General features: G+C 63.9%; 16 protein-coding genes. 12 read left to right on the forward strand and 4 right to left on the reverse strand.

What is annotated here, in order from left to right:
• The first annotated feature begins 741 nt into the window (after positions 1-741).
• Positions 742-1,317, forward strand: a complete 576-nt coding sequence (locus ACI2KK_RS07310) for a cysteine hydrolase family protein (protein WP_404668431.1) — start codon at positions 742-744, stop codon at positions 1,315-1,317.
• Here the strand turns inward: ACI2KK_RS07310 and ACI2KK_RS07315 are convergent.
• Positions 1,294-1,647 (reverse strand): SH3 domain-containing protein, encoded by a 354-nt coding sequence (locus tag ACI2KK_RS07315; RefSeq protein WP_404668432.1) that lies wholly within the window; start codon positions 1,645-1,647, stop codon positions 1,294-1,296. The two genes, ACI2KK_RS07310 and ACI2KK_RS07315, sit on opposite strands and share 24 nt — an antisense overlap.
• Before the next feature lie 208 nt (positions 1,648-1,855).
• Between ACI2KK_RS07315 and ACI2KK_RS07320 the strand changes: the two genes are divergently transcribed.
• Together ACI2KK_RS07320 and ACI2KK_RS07325 are read left to right on the forward strand one after the other, a co-directional pair.
• Entirely contained in the window at positions 1,856-2,869 is a 1,014-nt protein-coding gene (locus ACI2KK_RS07320; protein ID WP_404668433.1) for an alpha/beta fold hydrolase, read from the forward strand.
• 283 nt (positions 2,870-3,152) lie between these two features.
• Positions 3,153-3,338 carry a hypothetical protein gene (locus ACI2KK_RS07325; protein ID WP_217843006.1) on the forward strand — a complete coding sequence of 62 codons (186 nt, stop codon included), beginning with the start codon at positions 3,153-3,155 and terminating at the stop codon, positions 3,336-3,338.
• A gap of 162 nt (positions 3,339-3,500) precedes the next feature.
• Here ACI2KK_RS07325 and ACI2KK_RS07330 read toward each other — a convergent pair whose 3' ends face one another.
• Positions 3,501-4,166: a GntR family transcriptional regulator gene (locus ACI2KK_RS07330; RefSeq protein WP_404668434.1), complete on the reverse strand. Its 666-nt coding sequence runs from the start codon at positions 4,164-4,166 to the stop codon at positions 3,501-3,503.
• 253 nt (positions 4,167-4,419) lie between these two features.
• Here ACI2KK_RS07330 and ACI2KK_RS07335 point away from each other — a divergent pair, with 253 nt between their 5' ends.
• The 6 genes from ACI2KK_RS07335 (at position 4,420) to ACI2KK_RS07360 (ending at position 11,955) form a co-directional block, all read left to right on the forward strand.
• Complete coding sequence (locus ACI2KK_RS07335) at positions 4,420-5,652, forward strand: NRAMP family divalent metal transporter (RefSeq protein ID WP_404668435.1); 1,233 nt, start codon at positions 4,420-4,422, stop codon at positions 5,650-5,652.
• Positions 5,653-5,674: 22 nt separating this feature from the next.
• Positions 5,675-6,445 carry a LamB/YcsF family protein gene (locus ACI2KK_RS07340; protein ID WP_404668436.1) on the forward strand — a complete coding sequence of 257 codons (771 nt, stop codon included), beginning with the start codon at positions 5,675-5,677 and terminating at the stop codon, positions 6,443-6,445.
• On the forward strand, positions 6,442-7,236 hold the full coding sequence (locus tag ACI2KK_RS07345) for a putative hydro-lyase (RefSeq protein WP_404668437.1): 795 nt from the start codon (positions 6,442-6,444) through the stop codon (positions 7,234-7,236). The genes ACI2KK_RS07340 and ACI2KK_RS07345 overlap by 4 nt, the downstream gene beginning before the upstream one ends.
• 9 nt (positions 7,237-7,245) lie before the next feature.
• Positions 7,246-8,844, forward strand: coding sequence for a carboxyltransferase domain-containing protein (locus tag ACI2KK_RS07350; protein WP_404668438.1), 1,599 nt, complete (start codon positions 7,246-7,248; stop codon positions 8,842-8,844).
• The gene (locus ACI2KK_RS07355) at positions 8,841-10,565 is read left to right on the forward strand and encodes an acetyl/propionyl/methylcrotonyl-CoA carboxylase subunit alpha (protein ID WP_404668439.1); all 1,725 of its coding nucleotides are present in this window, start codon (positions 8,841-8,843) and stop codon (positions 10,563-10,565) included. The genes ACI2KK_RS07350 and ACI2KK_RS07355 overlap by 4 nt, the downstream gene beginning before the upstream one ends.
• Before the next feature lie 148 nt (positions 10,566-10,713).
• The gene (locus tag ACI2KK_RS07360; protein ID WP_404668440.1) at positions 10,714-11,955 is read left to right on the forward strand and encodes an OprD family porin; all 1,242 of its coding nucleotides are present in this window, start codon (positions 10,714-10,716) and stop codon (positions 11,953-11,955) included.
• A 161-nt stretch (positions 11,956-12,116) separates the two neighbouring features.
• On the opposite strand, the gene ACI2KK_RS07365 is transcribed toward ACI2KK_RS07360, so the two are convergent.
• Positions 12,117-13,052 (reverse strand): LysR family transcriptional regulator, encoded by a 936-nt coding sequence (locus ACI2KK_RS07365; RefSeq protein WP_404668441.1) that lies wholly within the window; start codon positions 13,050-13,052, stop codon positions 12,117-12,119.
• 105 nt (positions 13,053-13,157) lie between these two features.
• Between ACI2KK_RS07365 and ACI2KK_RS07370 the strand changes: the two genes are divergently transcribed.
• The 3 genes from ACI2KK_RS07370 to ACI2KK_RS07380 all read left to right on the forward strand — a co-directional run bounded on the left by ACI2KK_RS07370 (position 13,158) and on the right by ACI2KK_RS07380 (position 15,299).
• Positions 13,158-13,901: an SDR family oxidoreductase gene (locus tag ACI2KK_RS07370; protein WP_404668442.1), complete on the forward strand. Its 744-nt coding sequence runs from the start codon at positions 13,158-13,160 to the stop codon at positions 13,899-13,901.
• A gap of 48 nt (positions 13,902-13,949) precedes the next feature.
• Positions 13,950-14,627, forward strand: a complete 678-nt coding sequence (locus ACI2KK_RS07375; protein WP_404668443.1) for a type 1 glutamine amidotransferase domain-containing protein — start codon at positions 13,950-13,952, stop codon at positions 14,625-14,627.
• A gap of 162 nt (positions 14,628-14,789) precedes the next feature.
• Positions 14,790-15,299 (forward strand): ProQ/FinO family protein, encoded by a 510-nt coding sequence (locus ACI2KK_RS07380; protein WP_404668444.1) that lies wholly within the window; start codon positions 14,790-14,792, stop codon positions 15,297-15,299.
• 396 nt (positions 15,300-15,695) lie between these two features.
• Here the strand turns inward: ACI2KK_RS07380 and ACI2KK_RS07385 are convergent, their stop codons facing one another.
• Entirely contained in the window at positions 15,696-21,872 is a 6,177-nt protein-coding gene (locus ACI2KK_RS07385) for a beta strand repeat-containing protein (RefSeq protein WP_404668445.1), read from the reverse strand.
• Between the last annotated feature and the right edge of the window lie 221 nt (positions 21,873-22,093).

Below are 22,093 nucleotides of genomic sequence, written 5' to 3' on the forward strand. Positions count from 1 at the left end.
GGGAGCGGGTTTATCGGGGTGCCGAACCACCGCGAAGCAGACGACGCGGTGCATGGCACCGGCTGCGCCGGTGTTCGCGGCTAAAGCCGCTCCTACAGGTACAGCGCCTGATCCAGGCCTTGCACAATCCTGTGGGAGCGGGTTTATCGGGGTGCCGAACCACCGCGAAGCAGACGACGCGGTGCATGGCACCGGCTGCGCCGGTGTTCGCGGCTAAAGCCGCTCCTACAAGTACAGCGCCTGACTCAGGCTTCGCACAATCCTGTGGGAGCGGGTTTATCGGGGTGCCGAACCACCGCGAAGCAGACGACGCGGTGCATGGCATCGGCTGTGCCGGTGTTCGCGGCACAAGGCCGCTCCTACACCGGCGACTCAAGAATTTGCACTTCAGCTCGGCGGGATAGTCCCCAGCAAGCCGATCAGAATTGTCAGAAACAGAAAACCACCCAGAAACAGCGCAAGCTTGCCCATCGGAACCTCTACAGTGTGATGGCTGAACGGCGAAGGCTGACCGCTAGCGGCGCAGCTTGCCCAGCACGCCGCTTCGCATGGCTGGGCCTGGCACCATTATCGGCGCCAGGCTGATACGGTTACAGATTCAGCTTCGAGCAAAAAAAGCATATCAGATGGCTTTCGGCAGCATCCGTTAGCCAGGCACAACGCCCCAGGCCGCATGATCGGCTGGCCTGAGGGCAACCTTTCGAATCAAATGAGTCACCCAAGGACCCGGAGCCAATTCCCATGACCCAGTTCGCCGCCAACGCCGCCCTGCTGATCATCGACATGCAAGCCGGCATCAACCACCCGCGCCTCGGCCCGCGCAACAACCCCGAGGCCGAGCTGCGCATGGGTGAACTGCTGGCCGCCTGGCGCCTGAGCAACCGCCCGGTAGTGCATGTAAGGCACATCTCGCGTGACCCGGGCTCGGTGTTCTGGCCCGGCCAGGCCGGCTGCGAGTTCCAGCCGGCATTCACGCCGCTGGCCAGCGAGACGGTGTTCGAAAAGCATGTGCCCGATGCCTTCTGCCAGTCAGGCCTGGAGCGCTGGCTGCATGTGCGAGGCATCAGCGAACTGGTGATCGTCGGGGTGATCACCAACAACTCGGTGGAGTCGACGGCGCGCAGCGCGGGCAACCTGGGCTTCAATACGGTGGTAGTGGCCGACGCCTGCTACACCTTCGACCTGCAGGACCGCCAGGGGCACACGTGGCCGGCCGAGGCGGTACACAGCCTGTCGCTGAGCAACCTGGCCATGGACTACGCGCGTATTCTGCACAGCAACGAGGTACTGGCCTCAGCCCACCAGGCGCAGCTTTGACTGCGGCAACCAGCCCAGTTCGCCGTTGCGCAGGCGCCGGCACCATAGCCAGCCGTTCAACGGCCGCAGCCCTTCGACCTGCTGCCCCGGGTCGATATCCAGCTCATGGGCGCAATAAGCCTCCCGCGCCCTGCCCTGGCCCACCCCAAGCCCCTCGATGACCTGCGCCGGCACCCAGCCGGGTGCCTGCCCGGGGCAACTGCACAGGTACCAGTCCTGCCATTGCTCCTCGTCCTCGTAACGCTGGCCGATATCCAGCACGGTGCCCACGGCAAAGGTGATGGGTTGCGGGTATTCACTGCGGTGCGGTTCGATGACGACGTATTTCACAGGCCTCTCCCTGGCCGCAAAAAGCGCCGATGCTACCAGAGCCATGGCCAGTGACGCACATCGGGCGCTAAGTAACAAAGTGTGTACGGAATGTGCGGTGATACACAGCAATGCCAGAAAACCGCTGCCAGGACACACAGCCGATACAGCCATCTTCTTGAATAAGCGCCATCAACCCGCACCGATGGCCCCGCCAAGGAGATGCACCATGTTCGCCACCGCCCGCCTGACCACCCTGTTCGCCTGCACCCTGCTGCCGCTGGCCGCGATGGCCGCCGAAGCCTCGCAAAACCATCAGCCCGACGCCCCTGCCGCCGCTGTTAGCGCGTTCGGGCCACTCAAGCACGTGAATGCCGGCGTGCTGGATGTCGCTTATGCAGAACTGGGGCCGGCCACTGGCCCGGTGGTGATCCTGCTGCATGGCTGGCCCTACGACATCCACAGCTACGAGCAGGTAGCACCACAGCTGGCCGCCCAGGGTTACCGGGTTCTGGTGCCTTACGCCCGCGGCTATGGCGATACCCGCTTTCTTTCCGCCAGCACGCCGCGCAACGCCCAGCCCGCCGCGCTGGCCAGTGACGTGATCGCCTTCATGGACGCCCTGCACATCAAGCAGGCAGTACTGGGCGGCTTCGACTGGGGCGCACGCACCGCCGATATCGTCTCGGCGCTGTGGCCCGAGCGGGTCAAGGCGCTGGTGTCGGTCAGCGGCTACCTGATCAGCAGCCAGGAGGCCGCCAAGGCCCCGCTGCCACCCAGCGCCGAGCTGCAATGGTGGTACCAGTACTACTTCGCCACCCCGCGCGGCCAGGCCGGGTACGAAAGCAACCGGCATGCCTTTGCACGGCTGATCTGGCAGACCGCCTCACCGAAATGGGCATTCGACGACGCTACCTTCGAACGCAGCGCCAAGGCCCTGGACAACCCCGACCAGGTGGCCATTACCGTGCACAACTACCGCTGGCGCCTTGGCCTGGCCCAGGGCGAAACCCGCTACGACCCGCTGGAGGCGAAGCTGGCCACCTTCCCCGCCATCGGCGTGCCCACCATAACCCTGGAAGGTGATGCCAACGGCGCACCACATCCGCCCGCCGAGGCCTACGCCAAGCGCTTTACCGGCAAGTACGACTACCGCCTGGTCACCGGTGGCGTCGGCCACAACCTGCCTCAGGAAGCGCCCGAGGCGTTCGTCAAGGCGGTGGTGGACGCCGATCACCTCTAGGGCATTTGCAACAGGACATGTCTGAATGGCTCAAACCTTCCTACATGCGCCAACCATTGCGTACCGGGCTGCAGCCTTTAGCTGGTAAGGGCTGCAGCCTTGGTGCCAGCTGACTCGGGGACTGCTAAATCACCTCGGCACGTAGGAACGGTCTGAAAGTGACGTAGGACTTGATGAGTATTTCGCCGAATATGTATGAATAATCAGTATTTGCGTGGGGATTGAGCTGATAACTTGCCCGCTTTCCTACAACGGCACGGATGCCCACCAGTAAGAGACCGACATGGAACAGTTCCAGACCTCCGCCCTCGCCTTGCAAAAACACCTGCTCAACCTGCGCCAGCAACTGGCAACCCTGGATGCTCAGGGGCAGCAGGATAAAGCCGATCAGCTGGCGACATTGATTACCCATATAGAACAAGCGCTCGCGGGGCTGCCGTTGGCGCTGGTGCCGCCTACGTTGCAGTGAGGGGGCGCGCACCATTTGCTGTGCCAGCAGCAGTTTTGTGCCGCCTGTACCGGCCTTATCGCCGGCAAGCCGGCTCCTACAGGTACAGCGCAGCCCTGACGGTCATGCGACCCCTGTAGGAGCCGGCTTGCCGGCGATGAGGCCGGTGCAGGCCAGCCACCCTCAGCGCTTCACCCGCCGCTCATACGCTGCCAGCACAATCCGCTCCGACTGCACCAGATACCCCTCCAGCATGCGCGTCGCATCTTCCGAGCGCCCCTCTTCAACGCAACGCAAGATCGCCGCGTTCATGTCCAGGTAAGGCAGGTGCAAAAACTCAGGGTCGTTGAGCACGCCGAAGGCCAGGCGCAGCTCAGCCGAGATCTGCCCGTAGAACACCAGCAGCCGCGGGCTGTCGGCCAGCTCGACGATGGCGCGGTGGAACAGCATGTTGGCGGTGCCCACCCCCACCCAATCCTTGGCCTCCCGGGCCTGCATGCCCGCGTCCACGGCCTGGCGCATGTTCAGCGTGCCTGGGTGCAGCGGGAAGCCCTGGGCAATGGCCTTGCACTCGATGAAACGGCGTACCCGATAGATGTCGATGATCGAGGCCATGTCCGGCTCGGCCACGGTAACGCCACGGTTGGGCTCGTGCTTGAGCAGCCCTTCGCGGGTCAGTACGCGGAAGGCTTCGCGCAGGGTGTTACGGGAAATCTGCAGCGTCTCGGCCAGGGCCGCCTCGGACAGGCGTTGCCCCGGTACCAGCTCCCCCTCCACCAGCATGCGGCGAATGTCCTGGGTGATGGACTCGCCCAAGGTACGCGGGGTGGAGACTGCGGTGTCGTTCATGTGCGATCCAGAGTGAAGGTGACCGCGTGGATGTTCCCCGAGTGCCGTGTACTAGGCAAGCACCTGGGGCCCCGAGTGCTCCATCAGGTAGCACGGGTGAGTTGAAGTGTAACAATCTGGAGCATTATGCTCATTCAAACCATATAGATTGTTCAACAATCCAAGCCTTATAAACCCTCACATTGCTCGGTTTTTGTGAAACATGGCATGCCCCTTGCTCAGCGCAGTTATCTCTCATTGTAGGAATGCTGCCGTGACACAGACCGCTTTAGAGTTCAGCAAGGCCCGGCGTTCATCCTTGATCGCCGCGATCTTCATGATGGCAACTTCAGCCATCGGCCCGGGCTTTCTGACCCAGACCGCCACCTTCACCGCCACCCTGGGCGCCGCGTTCGCCTTCGGTATCCTCGCCTCGATCCTGATCGACTTCGTCGTACAACTGAACGTGTGGCGCATCGTCACCCTCACCCGCATGCGCGCCGCCGACCTTGCCAACACCGCCATCCCAGGCTCGGGTTATGTACTGGCCGTGCTGGTGATCTTCGGCGGCCTGGTGTTCAGCCTGGGCAACATCGCCGGTGCCGGCCTGGGGCTGAACGCCCTGATCGGCCTGGACCCTAAATGGGGCGGCGCCCTGAGCGCACTGGTGGCCATCGGCATTTTCTCGTCGCACCGCGCAGGGGTGGCCATGGACCGCATCATGATCGTGCTCGGCACGCTCAAGATCGGCCTGATCATCTTCGCCGCCTGCTCCACCCACCCGCCCCTGGGCGAAGCCCTGCGCCAGGCGGTATGGCCGGACTTCGTCGACTTCGCCGCAATCACCACCATCGTCGGCGGCACCGTCGGCGGCTACATCACCTACGCCGGTGCGCACCGCCTGCTGGACAAAGGCACCGTGGGGGTGGAGAACATCGATGTGGTGTCCAAGGCGGCGCTCACCGGCATCCTGGTCACCGGCGTCGCCCGCTACGTGCTGTTCTTGGCCATCCTCGGCGTGGTCGCCAGTGGCGTGATCATCGATGTGTCCGGCCAGGGCGCCAACCCGGCCGCCCAAGCCTTCGGCGCGGCCGCCGGTGAAGCCGGCCTGATGGTGTTTGGCCTGGTGCTGTGGGCGGCAGGTATCAGCAGCGTGATCGGCGCCTCGTACACCTCGATGTCGTTCATCACGGTATTCTCCAGCCGCATCACCGAACGCACCCGCCACCTGGCCACCGTCGGTTTCATTCTGGTGGCGGTCGCCGTATACCTGACAGCAGGCAAGCCGCCCGCTGCCCTGCTGGTGTTTGCCGGCGGCTTCAACGGCCTGATCCTGCCGCTGGGCCTGAGCATCTTCATGTACGTCGGCTGGCGCCGTTCCGACCTCATGGACGGCTACCACTACCCGCGCTGGCTGCTGGTACTGGGCGTGCTCACCTGCGCCCTGTCGTGGTACATGGCGTACAAGTCCGCCGGCGCCATCTTCGCCTTCATCAACGCAGCCTGAGACTGCCACGGAGACCTTTTTCATGCCTGCCATCGACCTTAACAGCGACCTCGGCGAAAGCTTCGGCGCCTGGAGCATGGGCGACGATGCCGCGATGCTCGACATCGTCACCAGCGCCAACGTGGCCTGCGGCTTCCATGCCGGCGACCCGGCCGGGATCCTCGGCACCCTGGAGGCCGCCGCCGCCCGCGGCGTGGCTGTTGGCGCCCATGTGTCCTACCCCGACCTGGTCGGCTTCGGCCGGCGCAACATGGCGGTACCGGCGGCGCAGCTGACCGCCGACGTGATCTACCAGATCGGCGCCCTGCAGGGCCTGGCGCACAGCGCCGGCACCGAGGTGCGCTACGTAAAACCCCATGGTGCGCTGTACAACACCATCGCCCAGGACCCGGTGCAGGCAGCGGCAGTGATCCAGGCCGTGCTGCGCATCGACCCGCAGCTGAAACTGGTGTGCCTGGCCAACTCGCCGCTGATCGGCTGGGCCACCGAGGCCGGCCTTGCCTGCGTGGCCGAAGCCTTCGCCGACCGCGCCTACACCGCGCAAGGCACCCTGGTGTCGCGCAACCGCCCAGGCGCCGTGCTGCACGATGTCGAGCTGATTGCCCAGCGCATGCTGCGCCTGGTGCGTGATGGCGTGATCGAAGCCGAGGACGGCCAGTTGATCCAGCTGCAGGCCGACTCGATCTGCGTGCACGGCGACAGCCCCGATGCAGTCGGCATCGCCCGCACTGTCAAAAGCCGCCTGCTCGAAGCCGGCACCACCCTGCGCGCCTTCACCGGAGCCCGCCCATGAACCCGTTCCAGCAAGCCCGCGAAGCCGCCGCTGCCGCCCGTGCCCGTTACCGCGCAGGGCTGATCTCGCCCACCGCCGGCCACGCCCCCGGCCTGACCCAATGCAACATGATCTGCCTGCCCCGCGAGTGGGCCTATGACTTCCTGCTGTTCGCCCAGCGCAACCCCCAGGCCTGCCCGGTGCTGGATGTGACCGAACCCGGCGAGTACAGCACCTTCCTCGCCGCCGATGCCGACCTGCGCAGCGACCTGCCGCTGTACCGGGTGTGGCGCGACGGCCAGCTGGCCGAAGAAGTCAGCGATGTGCGCGCGCTGTGGGCCGAGCACGACGACCTGGTGAGCTTCCTGATCGGTTGCAGCTTCACCTTCGAGAACGACCTGCTCGAGGCCGGCATCGACGTGCGCCACATCAGCGAAGGCTGCAACGTGCCGATGTACCGCAGCAACCGCGCCTGCCGCCCGGCCGGCCGCCTGCAGGGCAACATGGTGGTGTCGATGCGCCCGGTGCCGGCCGAACGGGTGGCCGATGCCGCACGCATCACCGCGCGCTACCCCGGCGTGCATGGTGCCCCGGTGCATGTCGGCGAGCCTGGCCTGCTGGGCATCGCCGACATCGCCAAGCCGGACTTCGGCGATGCGGTCAGCATCAAGCCGGGTGAAATTCCGGTGTTCTGGGCCTGCGGCGTGACCCCGCAATCGGTGGTGATGGCCTCGAAGGTGCCGTTTGCGATTTCCCACGCGCCGGGGCACATGTTCATCACCGACGTGCCTGACAGCCAATACCACGTGTAGGAGTGGCCCATGCGTTTCTATCCGGTCAGCCTGGATGCATTGCTGGTGGAGCTCGCCGACCTGGACGAGACCCTCGCCCTGTTCGACGCGCTGCAACAGGCACCCATCGCTGGCGTGCAAGAGATCGTGCCTGCCGCACGCACCTTGCTGCTGCACTTTCGCCCAAGCTTCATCAGCCGCGAGGCGCTGGCGGCGCAGATCGCCGCGCGCGACATCAGCGCCCGCCAGCGCCAGGCCGGCAAGCTCATCGAAATCCCGGTGCATTACAACGGTGAAGACCTGGCCGACGTGGCCCAGGCCCTGGGCATCGGCACCGACGAGGTGATCCACCGCCACACCGCCAGCGAATACAGCGTGGCCTTCTGCGGCTTTGCCCCGGGCTTTGCCTACCTGAGCGGCGGCGCCGGCTTTGTGGTGCCGCGGCGCAGCACGCCGCGCACGCGCATCCCGGCCGGTGCCGTGGCCCTGGCCGGCGGCTTCAGCGGCATCTACCCGCAAGCCAGCCCCGGTGGCTGGCAGATCATCGGCATCACCGGTACCCGCATGTGGGACCTGGAACGCGACGAGCCTGCCCTGCTGCAACCGGGCTACCGGGTGCGCTTCGTCGATGCCGGCCCCGCCGCGGAGCAGCGTGTATCGGTCGCGGTACCTGAGCGCCCGCAAGTGACCAACGACAACTGCCTGGAAATCCACTCGCCAGGCTTGCAGACCCTGCTGCAAGACCTCGGCCGCCCTGGCCGCGCCGGGCAAGGGGTGTCGGCCTCCGGCGCCATGGACCGCAGCGCCCTGCGCGCCGCCAACCGCGCCGTCGGCAACGAGGCCGGCAGCGCCTGCCTGGAAGTGCTGATGGGCGGCCTGAGCTTCACCTGCCACGGCCAGACCGTGGCCGCCGTCACCGGTGCCACCGCGCAGGTCGAGGTGCGCAGCGCCAACGGCCAATTGCTGCGCCCTGCCCTTTACGCGCCCTTCACCTTGCAGGATGGCGACCAAGTCAGCCTCCACGCCCCCAGCGCGGGCCTGCGCAACTACCTGGCAATCCGCGGCGGCTTCGACCACGCCCCGGTGCTCGGCAGCCTGGCCACCGACACCCTGGCCCAGGTCGGCCCGACGCCGCTGGCCGCAGGCGAGCGCCTGGGCTTCAACCCGCGCGTCGGCGGCGCGGCGGTCTCGCTCGACGAGCAGCCCACCTTCGACATGCCAGGGCGCGACCAGGTCATCACCCTGGATGTGGTGATGGGCCCGCGCAGCGACTGGTTCACCCCTGAGGCCCAGGCCCTGCTGGCCGAGCAGACCTGGCAGGTGACGCCGCAGTCCAACCGCATCGGCATTCGCCTGGCCGGTGAACAGGCGCTGCAACGCGCCATCGACGGCGAGCTGCCCAGCGAAGGCACCACCGTCGGCGCCATCCAGGTGCCGCCCAGCGGCCAGCCGGTGCTGTTCTTGGCCGACCACCCGTTGACCGGCGGCTACCCGGTGATCGGCGTGGTGGCGCCGCACCACCTGGACCTGGCCGGGCAGATCCCGGTCAATGCCCGTATCCGCTTCAACCCGCTGGGCGCCTTCGCGCCCGTGCGGCCTGCCCCTTCCAACGAGATTGCTGCCCGATGAAAAAGGTCCTGATTGCCAACCGCGGCGAAATCGCCGTGCGTATCGCCCGTGCCTGCCGTGACTACGGCGTGGCCAGCGTGGCGGTGTACGCCGACGCCGACATCGATGCCCTGCATGTGCGCATGGCCGACGAAGCCTACGCCCTGAACGGCCAGCGCCCCGCCGACAGCTACCTGAACATCGACAAGCTGCTGGCTGTGGCTGCCCGCTGCGGCGCCGACGCGGTGCACCCGGGCTACGGCTTCTTGTCCGAGCGCGCCGACTTCGCCCGCGCCGTGCAGGCCGCCGGCCTGACCTGGATTGGCCCGGACCCTGCCACCATCGACGCCCTGGGCGACAAGGTGCAGGCACGGCGTATCGCCTTGAAAGTCGGCGCACCGCTGGTGGCCGGCACCGAAGACCCAGTGAAAGGCGCCAGTGAAGTGCTGGCCTTCGCCGAGCAACACGGCCTGCCAATCGCCATCAAGGCCGCCTTCGGTGGCGGTGGCCGTGGCCTCAAGGTGGCCTGGCAGCTCGATGAGGTCAGCGACCTGTACGAGTCCGCCGTGCGCGAAGCGGTCACCGCCTTTGGCCGTGGCGAGTGTTTCGTCGAGCGCTTCCTCGACCGCCCACGGCATATCGAGGCGCAGATCATCGCCGACCGCCATGGCCGCGTGGTGGTGGTCGGTACCCGCGACTGCTCGCTGCAGCGGCGCAACCAGAAGCTCATCGAGGAAGCCCCGGCGCCGTACCTGGACGACGCCCTGCGCCAGCGCATCCACGACTCGGCGCGGGACATCTGCGCCGAAGCCGGTTACGTGGGTGCCGGCACCGTGGAGTTTCTGCTGAGTGCCGACGGCACGCTGTCGTTCCTCGAGGTGAACACCCGGCTGCAGGTGGAGCACCCGGTCACCGAAGAAACCAGCGGCGTTGACCTGGTCATCGAGCAACTGCGCGTGGCCGACGGCCTGCCCTTGTCATTCGAGGGCACCCCAACCCCGCGCGGCCACAGCTTCGAGTTCCGCATCAACGCCGAGGACGCAGGCAACGGCTTCCTGCCGACCCCGGGCAGCATCGAGGGCTTTTGCCCACCCAGCGGCCCGGGCGTGCGCCTGGACACCGGCGTGGTCGAAGGCTCGCGGGTCTCGCCGAACTTCGACTCGATGATCGCCAAGCTGATCGTCACCGGGGCCACCCGCGAGCAGGCCATCCGCCGCGCCCGCCGCGCCCTGGCCGAGTTCCGCGTCGAGGGCGTGGCCACCGTGCTGCCGTTCCACCGCGCAGTGATGGACCACGCCGACTTCACCGCCGACGACACCTTCGCCGTGCACACCCGCTGGATCGAGACCGACTTCGCCGGGCAGGTGAGCATCGCCCCGCGCAGCGCCGCCCAGCAAGACCCGGGCGTGCTGCGCACCTTCGTCGAGATCGACGGCAAGCGCCACACCCTGGGCCTGCCAGCCGCGCTGCTGGCCGGCATCAGCCTCACCGGCGCGGCGCCCGCAGCAGAACCTGCTGGCGAAGCGGTGGATGAGAACGCCGTGCTCACCCCGGTGGCCGGCAACCTGCACACCTGGGTGGTCGAGGACGGCGCCAAGGTCGAGGCCGGGCAAGTCATCGCGGTGATGGAAGCGATGAAGATGGAAACCTCGGTGCTGGCCCCCCGCGCCGGCACCCTGAGCATTGCCGGGCAAGCCGGCAACTACTTCGAGGCGCGCGCCAGCATCGGCCGCATCGACTGATACACCCCGCTACACCCTGAACCACCACGCGCACTCGGGCCTTCGGGCCCGAGGGGCCGCGTGTTGCCGGAATTCACCGTTTCGGCCGCTGTTGCACACATAACAACAACGTTCATTGACCCTCCTGCCACTACGGAGCATGCCAGGCATGTCGTCAAACAAGACCCTTGCAACACTCGGTTCCTGCGCACTGTTGTTCCCCCTGGCGGCCTCGGCGGATTTCATCGCCGACAGCACCGCTGCGGTGGAACTGCGCAACTTCTACTTCAACCGCGATTTTCGTAACGGCCCGCCCACCGCGCAGCGCGATTCGGCTGCCGAATGGGCCCAAGGGGCGATGTTGCGGTTCACCTCCGGCTACACCGAAGGCACCGTCGGTTTGGGCCTCGATGCCCTGGGCATGTACGGCTTCAAGCTCGACGGCGGCGACGGCTCAGGCGGTACCGGCCTGCTGCCGGCCGACCTCAGTGCCAACAACGGCCAGGGCTCGCAGCGCGAGTACGCCAAACTGGAGCTGACCGCCAAGGCGAAGGTGTCGCAAACCGTGCTGAAAGTCGGCTCGCTGGCGTTCCGTAACCCGGTGGCGCAGAGCAACGACACCCGCCTGCTGCCATCCACCTTCGAAGGCGCCATGGTCACCTCGAGCGACATCGACAACCTGGCGTTGCAGGTGGGCAAACTGCGGCAGATCAAATTCAACAGCTCGACCAACTACCAGGACTTCACCGGCAACCGCATCGGCGGGGTGAGCGATGATTTTCGCTTTGCCGGCGGCACCTACAGCTTCAGCAAGGGGCTCAGCACCAGCCTGTTCTATGGCAACCTGGAAGACGTCTACCAGCAGGTGTTCGGTGGCGTTGTCTATGAGTTGCCGCTGGCCGCGCAGCAGTCGCTGAAGTTCGACCTGCGCTATGCCAAAAGCCGCGAGGACGGCAGCTTTCGCCCGCTCGACAACCGCTCGGCCAACGGCCAGGTGGCCTACACCCTGGGCGGCCATATGTTCACTGCAGCCTACCAGCGCATGAGCGGTGACGACCCCTTCCCCTACATCGCCAACAGCGACCCGTACCTGGTCAACTTCGTGCAGATCAACGACTTTGCCAATATCGACGAGCGTTCGTGGCAACTGCGTTATGACTACAACTTCGCGGCCATGGGCGTGCCGGGGCTGACCTTCATGACCCGCTATGTCAGCGGTGACAATGTGCAGGTGGGTGGCGGGCATGGCGGCAAGGAATGGGAGCGCAATACCGATATCGGCTATGTGGTGCAGAGCGGGGCGTTGAAGAACCTTGGGGTGAAGGTGCGAAATGCCACGGTGCGCTCGAACTTTGGTAATGACCTGGACGAGACGCGGTTGATCGTCAGTTATACGTGGGGGCTTTGGTAGAGCTCGGCCAAGCCGCCGCCTACCTGTAGGAGCGGCCTTGTGTCGCGAAAGGGCTGCACAGCAGCCCCGGCGATCTTGCATGATGTCGAGATCCTGGGGCCGCTTCGCGACCCTTTCGCGACACAAGGCCGCTCCTACAGAGACCGCCTATGATCGGCGGTTCAGGGTTTGCCCATCGGCATCGGCACGCCACCCGGGAACACGTTCCGGTCACCCAGCTTCTCCAGCAAGAAGTCATACACCAGCCGAATCCTGCGCGGCGCAGGCCCTGGCCGGGTTCGATAGAGAATCAGCTCCAGCGGCGGCGGCGCATAGTCCGACATCACCTCTATCAACGTGCCTTGAGTGAGATGCGGCTCAGCCAGATACAGCGGAACCTGGGCAAACACCGCCCCTTGCAGGACCATTTCAAGCTCGGTCTCCGGGTCGTCACAGGTAAAGCCCGGCTGCTCGGGAATGAAGCTGCCATCGTCAGGGAAAACCCACGGCCAGCCACGGCCAGTCCTGCGGTCCTGCAGCAGCGACAACGGCATGGCTTTGAGTGCTTCGAGGCTCAAAGGTGTGCCGGCACTGGCAATCAGCTCGGGCGCAGCCACCACCATCAGCGGCACGCTGGCCACCGTCCTGGCAATGAAACGCCGGTCGCGCACACTGCCCACCCGAATGCCGATGTCGATCTTCGAAACCACCGAGTCGGTCAGTTCATCATCCAGCGTAAGGTCGATGCTCAACTTCGGGTGTTGCCGGCGTAGTTCGGCCAGAAAGCGCGCCAGGTAGAGCTTGCCGATGGCATGGGGCGCCGTCAGCCCCACCCGCCCTGACAGCTCCTGGTCGGCATCGCGATCGGCCCTGACGAACAACTGGTCGAAGCCATCCACGGCGGCTTTCGCCTCCCGGGCCAGCGCCCTGCCGAAATCGGTGATGCGCATCTGCCGGGTACTGCGGTGAAACAGCGGCTCACCCATCAGCCGCTCCAGCTCCTGCACCGCCCGGGTGACTTTTTGCGGTGATGTGGCCAGTTGGTTGGCGGCCTCACGGAACGACGAGCAATCCGCAACGGCCAGGAAAACCCTGACCATGTCGAGTCGGTTCAGCATCGGTTTCTTCCACTTTCAGGAATACTCAAATCCTGAATATTCCATTCTCTGTGACAAACCCGCAACCCATAATCGCTGCCAACGCCACCCACTGAGGTTACTGAAATGAGCAAAGGTATCGAAGGTAAAGTCGTCGTGATCACGGGTGCCAGCAGCGGCCTGGGCGAGTCCACCGCCCGCCACCTGGCCAGGCTGGGTGCAGCGGTGGTGCTTGGTGCACGCCGCGAAGAGCGCCTGAATGCTATCGTCGAACAGATCAAAGCCGAAGGTGGCCAAGCCACCGCCCGGGCAGTGGATGTAACCCGCCGTGAAGACCTGGCGGCCCTGGTGCAACACGCGGTGAGCACCTTCGGCCGCGTGGATGTGATGATCAACAATGCTGGGTTGATGGCCATTTCGCCGATTGCCGAACTGCGCGTCGATGAATGGGACCGGATGATCGATATCAACATCAAAGGCGTGATGTATGGCATCGCCGCCGCGCTGCCGCTGTTCGAGCAGCAAGGCGCCGGGCACTTCATCAATATTTCATCGGTGGCCGGTATCAAGGTGTTCAGCCCAGGCGGCTCGGTGTACAGCGGCACCAAATACGCGGTGCGGGCGATCTCCGAAGGCTTGCGCCATGAAGTCGGCAGAAGCATCCGCACCACCACCATCGAACCCGGCGCGGTGGATTCCGAGCTCAAACACGGCAGCACGCACGAAACCAGCGCGCAGGCAGTGGCCGAGTTCTACAAGCAGGCAATCCCGGCAGAATCGGTTGCCCGGGCCATCGCCTTCGCCATCGAGCAACCGGCGGATGTGGACATCAACGAGATCGTGCTGCGCCCGACCTCCCAGGACTTCTAAGCCAACCGCCGCCCCATCTCCACGACTGCAACATTCGAGGAAACACGCATGAAAATTCTGATGGTACTGACCTCGCACGATCAACTCGGCAACACCGGCTTGAAAACCGGTTTCTGGCTCGAAGAATTCGCAGCCCCCTACTACGTGTTCAAGGACGCCGGTGCCGAAGTCGTGCTGGCGTCCCCGGCAGGCGGCCAGCCGCCGCTCGACCCGAAAAGCGAGCTGGCGGACTTCCAGACGGACATGACCCGTCGCTTCAATGCCGACCCGGCCGCGCAACAGGCACTGGCCAATACGGTCAAGCTCGACAGCGTCAACGCGAAGGATTTCGACACCGTGTTCTACCCGGGCGGCCATGGCCCGCTGTGGGACCTTGCCGAATCGCAGACCTCCATCAGCCTGATCGAAGCGTTCGAACGCGCCGGCAAACCCATTGGCTTCGTCTGCCACGCGCCGGGCGCGCTGCGCCATGTGAAAGCGGCCGATGGCTCGCCGCTGATCAAGGGCCGCCGGGTGACTGGGTTCACCAATGGCGAGGAAGCCGCCGTTGAGCTCACCGATGTGGTGCCGTTCTTGATCGAGGACGAGTTCCAGCGCCTGGGCGGGCTGTATGAGAAAGGCCCGGATTGGGCGCCGTTCGTGGTCGAAGACGGCAAGTTGATCACCGGGCAGAACCCGGCAAGCTCCGAAGCGGTGGCCGAGGCGCTGGTTGCCCGGGTGAAGTGATTTTTGCAGGTTCTCGCAGCCGCATTACCAGCCCCATCACAGGCTTGCCTGCGATGGGGCTTTCACTGAATTTCAGGCAACTTATCCTGTTTGTGCTGCCTCCAGACGCTGCATGGCTTATCCTTGCGCCACGCAATCAACTTCGAAGCAGTGAATTGAACGATGGGTTTTGAACAACTAGCTGGACTCCGTGACCGCCTGCGGGCTGAAAAAGAGCAGGCCAAGGCCGAAAGCGCCCCCCAGCGCAAGCGCAAACCCGCCGCCCAGGCCAAGCCTCGCGAGCAGGACCCGGCAGTGGCAGCGATCTGGCCGTTGCAGAAGCACTTTCCGCAGGCCTTCCCGGTCAACCCCGCGCCCAAGGTGCCGCTCAAGGAAGGCATTTTCAAGGATGCCGAGCAACACCTGGAGCTGCTTGGGCTGACCCGCGAACAGCTCAAATTGGGGATTTCCACCTGGTGCAAGGGCAACCGGTACTGGGCCAGCATGGTCGAGGATGCGCCGCGGCTGGATTTGAACGGGCAGCCAGCGGGGACCGTGACTGCGGCCCAGGCGCTGCATGCCAAGCAGCAGGCTTCGCGCCAGCGTAGTCAGGATCGGCGTAATCGGGCCAAGGCCAAGGTCCGTGATGCTGCACCTGCTCCAGAGGCTACCGTGGAGCCAGCTGCGCAGTAGATCGAGCCGCACCGCGCTTATGCCAGCACGGGTCGATAACCGGGCAAAACCCCATGGCAGCAAGGTCATTGCAGGCATACGTCTATTTCGCGCCAGCCCGAGGGCCATGTCTGTCAGTTAGCGTTTCAAATAGGGCTGCTTTGCAGCCCTTCGCAGGCGAGTCCGCTCCCACAGGTACAGCACCAGCTTGAAATGTTGCGCCCCCTGTGGGGAGCAACTTTCTTGTGCTGCCTGTACTGGCCTCATCGCCGGCAAGCCGGCTCCTACAGGTGCAGCGCAGGCCCGAGGCTTATGCAATCCATGTGGGGCTTGCCCGCGAAGGGCCGCACAGCGGCCCAATTTCGTTAACTGACAGGCATTGGCCCCGAGGGTTCGGGGCCGTACGGGGGGGGACGCTTAGGCCAATGTCAGCTGATCGGCCGTCAGGTCGGAAACTCCCACCAGCTTGATCGAAAAATCAGCCTTGTTGTCGGCATTGCTGGTGCCAAACAGGGTCAGGTTGCCGTCGCTGTCAGCCTCGAAGCGCAGCTGCTTGGCCAAACCTGTGAAGTCACTGGCCTGGCCGATGAAGCTGTAGCCCTTCAAGGCCGAAAGGTCGATTTTGTCACCCGCCCCAAAGCCGACAATCACGTCCTGCTTGTCGCCCAGCCCCATTTCGGTCAGCGCGTTGAACTTGAAGATGTCGGCACCCGCCCCGCCATGCAGTGTGTCGGCACCCAAGCCACCGATCAGCACGTTGCCAGCATCACCGGCCCGCAGGATGTCGTTGCCTGCACCGCCATTGAGCGTACCGCCGGCGTTACTGCCCCATATCTCGTTGTTCGCCGCGTTGCCGGTCAGATTGATGACCAACCCATCGAGGTTACGCGCATCGAGGTTTTCCAGGTTGGCGCCCAAGGTAATCGATGCGCTGCCCTGGAAGCTGCTGATAGCAGCGTCATCCATACGCAGTTGCAGGGTATCAATGCCGCTGCCGGCCTTGGCTGTCTCGACGATGATGTCTTCCAGTGCAACCGCCGCCTTGACCCCAGCGCCCTTGATCAGCAGGTCGACGATGTAAGTATCATCGCCGTCGCCGCCGGTCAGGGTGTCGATGCCACCCTTGCCATCAAGGATGTTGTTGCCGTTGGTGCCGGTGATGGCGTTCTTCAGGCCGTTACCGGTGCCTTGCACTGCGTCTCCCAGCAGGACGAGGTTCTCGACATTATCAGTGAGGGTGTAATCGATCGAGGCCTTGACGGTGTCCGTGCCTTCGTTTTCAGCCTCGATTACCCGGTCACCGACGTTATCAACGATGTAGGTGTCGTTGCCCTTGCCACCGGCCAGGGTATCGGCACCCAAGCCACCGTCGAGGATGTTGGCGCCAGCGTTGCCTGTCAGGGTGTTGGCCTCGGCGTTGCCGGTAAGGCTGATGGCGGCGGTCCCTTCAGCGACAGCGTTCTCGAAGTTGTCCTGCAGCGTGTAGCTGCTCTTCGCATAGGCAACCACATGCACGGTATCGATGCCTTCGCCAGCGTTCTCCACCAATTGGTCCTTATCGCTGTAGACGTAGTAATGGTCGTCACCTTCGCCGCCGATCAGTTGGTCACCGCCCCCCTTGCCATCGAGTGTGTCGTTGCCGGCACCGCCTTCGATCACGTTGCGCGAGGCGTTGCCGGTCAACAGGTTGTCGCGGTCGTTACCTTTGAGGTTGAACAGCCCTGCGCCAGAGACGGTGACGTTCTCGAAGTTGGCTATGTTCACATTGGCGATGGTGCTGGTTTCGCTGATGTCGATATTCATCGCCGTGGTGCCGGTGTTGCGGTAGGTGATCTGCAGGGTATCGACGCCCTCGCCTTCCAGTTCGGTGACGGTCAGCAGTTCCTGCTGGTTGTCCAGCACGTAAGTGTCGTTACCCAGGCCGCCGGACATGTAGTCGACCCCGCCCTTGCCATCGAGCAGGTTGTCACCAGCATTGCCGGTCAAGACGTTGGCGGCGGCATTGCCGACCAGGTTGATCTTGGCTGTGGTGTTGGGGTCAAGCGCCAGGCCCTCGATGTTGGCACCCAAGGTAATCGTGGCTGTGGCGCCAGTGGCGGCGAACGCGGCCTGCACATCGGCGTCCAGGGAGGCCAGGATGGCGTCCATCTCGCCGCCTCCGGCCTTTTCCACCACGGTGTCTTCGAGTACCAGAGTGGCCTTGCTGCCAGTCCCCTTCATGATCAGGTCGACCCCGTAGAGATCACTACCTGCACCACCGATCAGGGTATCGACACCCTTGCCTCCGATCAGCACGTTGCTGCCGCCATTGCCGGTGATGGTGTTGCTCAGGTCGTTACCGACCCCGGTGATCGCGCCGTCGAGCAGAATGAGGTTTTCCACGTTGTCGCCGAGCGTGTAGGCCGAAACAGACGATTTGACGGTATCGATGCCTTCGTTTGCCAGTTCCACCACTACATCGCCAACGTCATCGACGATGTAGGTGTCGTTGCCCTTGCCACCAACCAGGGTGTCCGCCCCCGCGCCGCCATCGAGGATGTTGGCCCCAGCATTGCCGGTCAGGGTATTGTCTGCGGCGTTGCCGGTGAGGTTGATGGCGGCAGCGCCTTCGGCCACGGCGTTCTCGAAGTTGTCCTGCAGGGTGTAGCTGTTCTTCGCGTAGGCGACGACGTGAACGGTGTCGGTGCCTTCGTCGACGTTCTCCAACAGTTCGTCCTTGTCGCTGTAGACGTAATAGTGATCGTCACCCTCCCCGCCGATCAGCCGGTCACCGCCGCCCTTGCCATCGAGGGTGTCATTGCCGGCGCCGCCGTCAAGTATGTTGCGCGAAGCATTGCCGGTCAGCTTGTTGTCCTGCGCGTTGCCGGTCACGTCGAACAGGCCAGTCCCGATCAAGCTGACGTTCTCGATGTTCGCCAGGCTGGCCTGGGTCAAATCGATGGCCTGAGCCACCTTCGCGGTGTTACGCCATGTGATCTGCAAGGTGTCATTACCCTCGTTGGTGTTCTCCACCAGAAGGTCCAGCTCTCGGGCATCGTCCAGTACATAGGTGTCGTCACCCTTGCCGCCGACCAGAATGTCGACTCCAGCCTTGCCGTCCAGGATGTTGTTACCCTCGTTACCGACCAAACGGTTGCCAACAGCATTGCCATTGAGGTTCAGCCTGATGCTGCCGGCCAGCGATGCGTCAAGGTTCTCCAGGTTGGCAGCCAGGGTCACAGTGCCCGTGGCCCCCGTACTGGTAAAAGCGGAAGCGGTCTCGCTGCTGACCCGCAGCATCAGGGTATCGCTGCCCTCGCCGGCCTTCTCCACTACCGTGTCTTCCAGGGCCAGAGTCGACTTGGCGCCGACACCCATGACTCGCAGGTCGACGATATAGGTGTCGTCGTCGGCTCCACCCACCAGCGTATCCACACCGGCACCACCGTCCAGCACATCGTTGCCCTTGCCGCCGGTGAGGGTATTCTTGCCGCTGTTGCCGATCAGGATGTTGGCACCGTCGTTGCCCGTGCCGTTGAGCGCCGCGGAACCGGTCAACGTCAGGTTCTCGACGTTCGTGGCCAGGGTATGGGAAACCGATGCGAAAACCGTGTCGGTACCTTCGTCGGCGTTCTCGACCACCAGGTCACCAAGGTTATCGACCACGTAGGTGTCATTGCCGGCACCGCCAATCAGCACGTCAGCGCCAGCGCCAGCGCCACCATTGAGGTGATCGTTGCCTTCGCCGCCATCGAGGGTGTCGTTGCTCGCGCCACCGGTGAGCGTGTCGTCCCCTTCGCCGCCGCGCAGGATCACCCCGGAGCTGCCTGTCCAGGCGATGGTATTGTCGCCGCCATCACCGACCAGGGTGGTGGAGTTGCCGTTGGCGTCGAAACGCTGGCTGTAGATGTCGCCGGCGACGTTCTCGCCAGTACTGGGCACACGCTCAGGCGAGAGCGCTTCCCAGGTGATGATGAAGCCACCATCGGCAGTGGCCGACACTACCGGGAACAAGTCGTTGTCCCAGTCGGACGTAATAGCCTGCTGGTTGCCGATCTTTGCCCCGTTCTTGTCGTAGACCTGCAGGTAGAGGTTGCTTGGCTGACCCGCATGTGGCGCCTCGTCGGAAGTGGCCCAGGTGATCACATAGCCACCACCCTTGAGCGCGGTGATCGCAGGCTCTCCCGGTATTTCGCTGCTGTCGCCGTTGACCTGGGTGACGCTGCCCAACTTCGCGCCGCTGGCGCTGTAGCGCTGCATGAAGACGTCGCCGCTGACTGGCACCTCGTCGCTGCCCTTGGCATAGTCGACGCTGGTCCAGGTAACCACGTAGCTGCCATCCTGCAGCACCGCCACTTCGGCGCCGTATGACGCCTGGCCGCTGGTGCTGACCTTGACGTTGCCACCCACGGCCTTGCCATTGGCGTCATAGCGCTGCAGGTAGACGTCGACCTTGTCAGAGGCATCCAGCTCACGCTCCCAGACCACCACAAAGCCGCCGTTCTGAAGGTTGGCGACGCTGGGTTCGTTGGCGTATACAGCATTGTCCTTGACCGTGTTGTCGATCTTTCCCGGTTCACCAAGCAAGGTATGGGTGACCGGGTCGTAGAACTGCACGAACAGCTCGCCACCTTCCTGGAAGTGCCAGCTACCCGATGCGTCCTGCCAGGAAACATTCAGCTCCTCGCTCCAGGTCACGGCCCATTTACCGTTGGCCAAGACCGTGATCGCTGCATCTTCGATGCGCACCGAGCTGTTGTCGTCCTGCCGCTCGACGATGACCTGTGCACCACTGGGCTGGCCATCCGCGCCGAAGGCCTGCAGGACCAGGGTGTACTGGTCATCCGGGACCCAGCCGACGACGAAGCCGCCAGCCGGGTCGGCGGTGACGACCGGGTTGTGGCCTGAGGCACCCACGATGACGCCGTTGAAACCCAAATCGTTGGCCTGGTCGTAGTGCTGCAAGTAGATCTGACCACCTTGCTCCCAGGTGATCACATAGCCGCCATCGGCAAGCGGGGTCGAAGCCGGCTCCATGGAAACGACAGCACCGCCGCTTTCATTGGCGAAGCGATTAGTCTCGAGGGTGATGGTGCCGTCGGCCAGTTTGATCTTTTCGATATCAACCAGGCTGGTGACCTGCTGGCCCTTCACGGTGATATTGCCTTCGCTGTCATTGGCGAAGGTATGCTCGGCAAGATTGCCGTCCAGTTGCGCGGTGTCGGTACCAGCGCCGCCATCGAGCACTACGTCGGCAGTACCTGCCCAGTGCAAGGTGTTGTCCTGATCATCGCCAGCAAGGGCGTAACTGTAGTTCAACAAGATGCCGTTGGCATCGACCTTTTGCAGGTGGACCTGCATGCCGCTTTCAGTCATTACCTGCCAGGTAATGACGGTGGTACCGTCATTACGCACGGTAATTTCAGGCACACCGACGTAGGTTTCGCCCTCAGTGGATGGGTGCACGGTGCTGATGAGCGGCGATGTCTCGACCCCTGCGGCATCGTAACGCTGCATCAGCACGTTGCCAGACTGGTATGCGTCGATCCAGACCAGCACATAACCACCATCAGGCAGCGCATGAGCGCTAACGGCCATTGTGGTACTGCCGTTATAGATTTCCTGGGCTTCGCCAATCGGCTGGAACTGCGCCGTGAACTGCTGGGTATGCAGCACATTTTCGTTTGGACTGAATGCGGAGTTGTCGACCCAGCTGACAAGGTAATTGCCATTGGTGAGCTGGGTGACGCCGTAAGAGGCATCATTGCCCAGGTTGGCGACTACCTCGCCAATGGTCTGCGCGGTACCGGCCAACGGCTTGCCATCAGCCGAGATCTGCACGACCTGCAGGCGCGTGGTGACGATGTTCAGACCATCGTCGCTGGTGGTTTGGACCGTGTAGGTCAGCCAATGGGTATCGCCCGCACCATTGAACACCGCCATGTCGTCCGCTTCACCGTCTGCGGCGTTACCGGCCAGCAATGCCTGCTCAACACCTGCCTTGCCGTTGGTGTAGACCACTGCCTTGAGGTCTGCAGTATCGGGGTTGCCAGCGTAGGTTTCGCCCCAGGTGACGATATAGCTGTTGTCTGTCAGCAAGGTGACTTTGGCGTCTTCGAGACTATGCCCGCTCACACTGGTCACCACCACAGAGTTGCCACTTTTGCTGCCGTCAGCGGCAAACAGCTGAGTGTGGACGCTGGAAGCACCGGTCTGTTCGTTCTGCGAGGTCCACGCCAGGATGAACTGGCCATCGGGCAGCGCGGTGATCGATGGGTCGTCAATGCCATCGCTTGCAACCTCGGTGCGTTGCAACAATTCGCCATCACCGCTGTAGCGCTTGATCACGATCGCCGAAGCGCCTTGCACATCATGGGTCCAGGCCACCACGTAGCCATTGTCGCTCAACGCGGTCACGGTCGGGTCTTCGACATCACCGGCTGCGACATGGGTGTCGCTGACGATACTCGCGGTAACGCGGCCATCATCGAATGTGAGCAGAGTGCTGCCCGGGTTGCTGAGTATCGGCCCCGGCCCCCCCCACTTCACTGTGGTTAGCGTGAGACTGTTGTTTTCATTGCCAAACGTCGCGTCGCTGAGGTTATCGGAGCTCATGGTGCCAATCCTTGCAGGGTATGCCTGGCAACCAGCCAAGCGAGGTGACGGGAAGTACGCACGAACGGAACCTGCGTGCCAGCCCCAAGTCGTGGCATTCTGCCATGTGATTAGGTGAAGTAAAGGGCTTGCGCGTGTGCTCTCAGGCTTGTCGCAGAGGCTTGATAGCGGTGCTTTCAGCTGTGTTTGATGGTTGCGCTGAACGTGCGCCGCTCAACCCC

The sequence above is a fragment of the Pseudomonas sp. NPDC089406 genome (assembly GCF_044900265.1).
Lineage (GTDB): Bacteria > Pseudomonadota > Gammaproteobacteria > Pseudomonadales > Pseudomonadaceae > Aquipseudomonas > Aquipseudomonas fakonensis.

Coding starts and splice junctions, on each gene's coding strand:
- ACI2KK_RS07330 (WP_404668434.1), bottom strand. CDS start 4,166: ATGAACGACACCGCAGTCTCCACCCCGCGTACCTTGGGCGAGTCCATC.
- ACI2KK_RS07320 (WP_404668433.1), top strand. CDS start 1,856: ATGTTCGCCACCGCCCGCCTGACCACCCTGTTCGCCTGCACCCTGCTG.
- ACI2KK_RS07385 (WP_404668445.1), bottom strand. CDS start 21,872: ATGAGCTCCGATAACCTCAGCGACGCGACGTTTGGCAATGAAAACAAC.
- ACI2KK_RS07375 (WP_404668443.1), top strand. CDS start 13,950: ATGAAAATTCTGATGGTACTGACCTCGCACGATCAACTCGGCAACACC.
- ACI2KK_RS07355 (WP_404668439.1), top strand. CDS start 8,841: ATGAAAAAGGTCCTGATTGCCAACCGCGGCGAAATCGCCGTGCGTATC.
- ACI2KK_RS07365 (WP_404668441.1), bottom strand. CDS start 13,052: ATGCTGAACCGACTCGACATGGTCAGGGTTTTCCTGGCCGTTGCGGAT.
- ACI2KK_RS07350 (WP_404668438.1), top strand. CDS start 7,246: ATGCGTTTCTATCCGGTCAGCCTGGATGCATTGCTGGTGGAGCTCGCC.
- ACI2KK_RS07310 (WP_404668431.1), top strand. CDS start 742: ATGACCCAGTTCGCCGCCAACGCCGCCCTGCTGATCATCGACATGCAA.
- ACI2KK_RS07380 (WP_404668444.1), top strand. CDS start 14,790: ATGGGTTTTGAACAACTAGCTGGACTCCGTGACCGCCTGCGGGCTGAA.
- ACI2KK_RS07360 (WP_404668440.1), top strand. CDS start 10,714: ATGTCGTCAAACAAGACCCTTGCAACACTCGGTTCCTGCGCACTGTTG.
- ACI2KK_RS07345 (WP_404668437.1), top strand. CDS start 6,442: ATGAACCCGTTCCAGCAAGCCCGCGAAGCCGCCGCTGCCGCCCGTGCC.
- ACI2KK_RS07370 (WP_404668442.1), top strand. CDS start 13,158: ATGAGCAAAGGTATCGAAGGTAAAGTCGTCGTGATCACGGGTGCCAGC.
- ACI2KK_RS07325 (WP_217843006.1), top strand. CDS start 3,153: ATGGAACAGTTCCAGACCTCCGCCCTCGCCTTGCAAAAACACCTGCTC.
- ACI2KK_RS07340 (WP_404668436.1), top strand. CDS start 5,675: ATGCCTGCCATCGACCTTAACAGCGACCTCGGCGAAAGCTTCGGCGCC.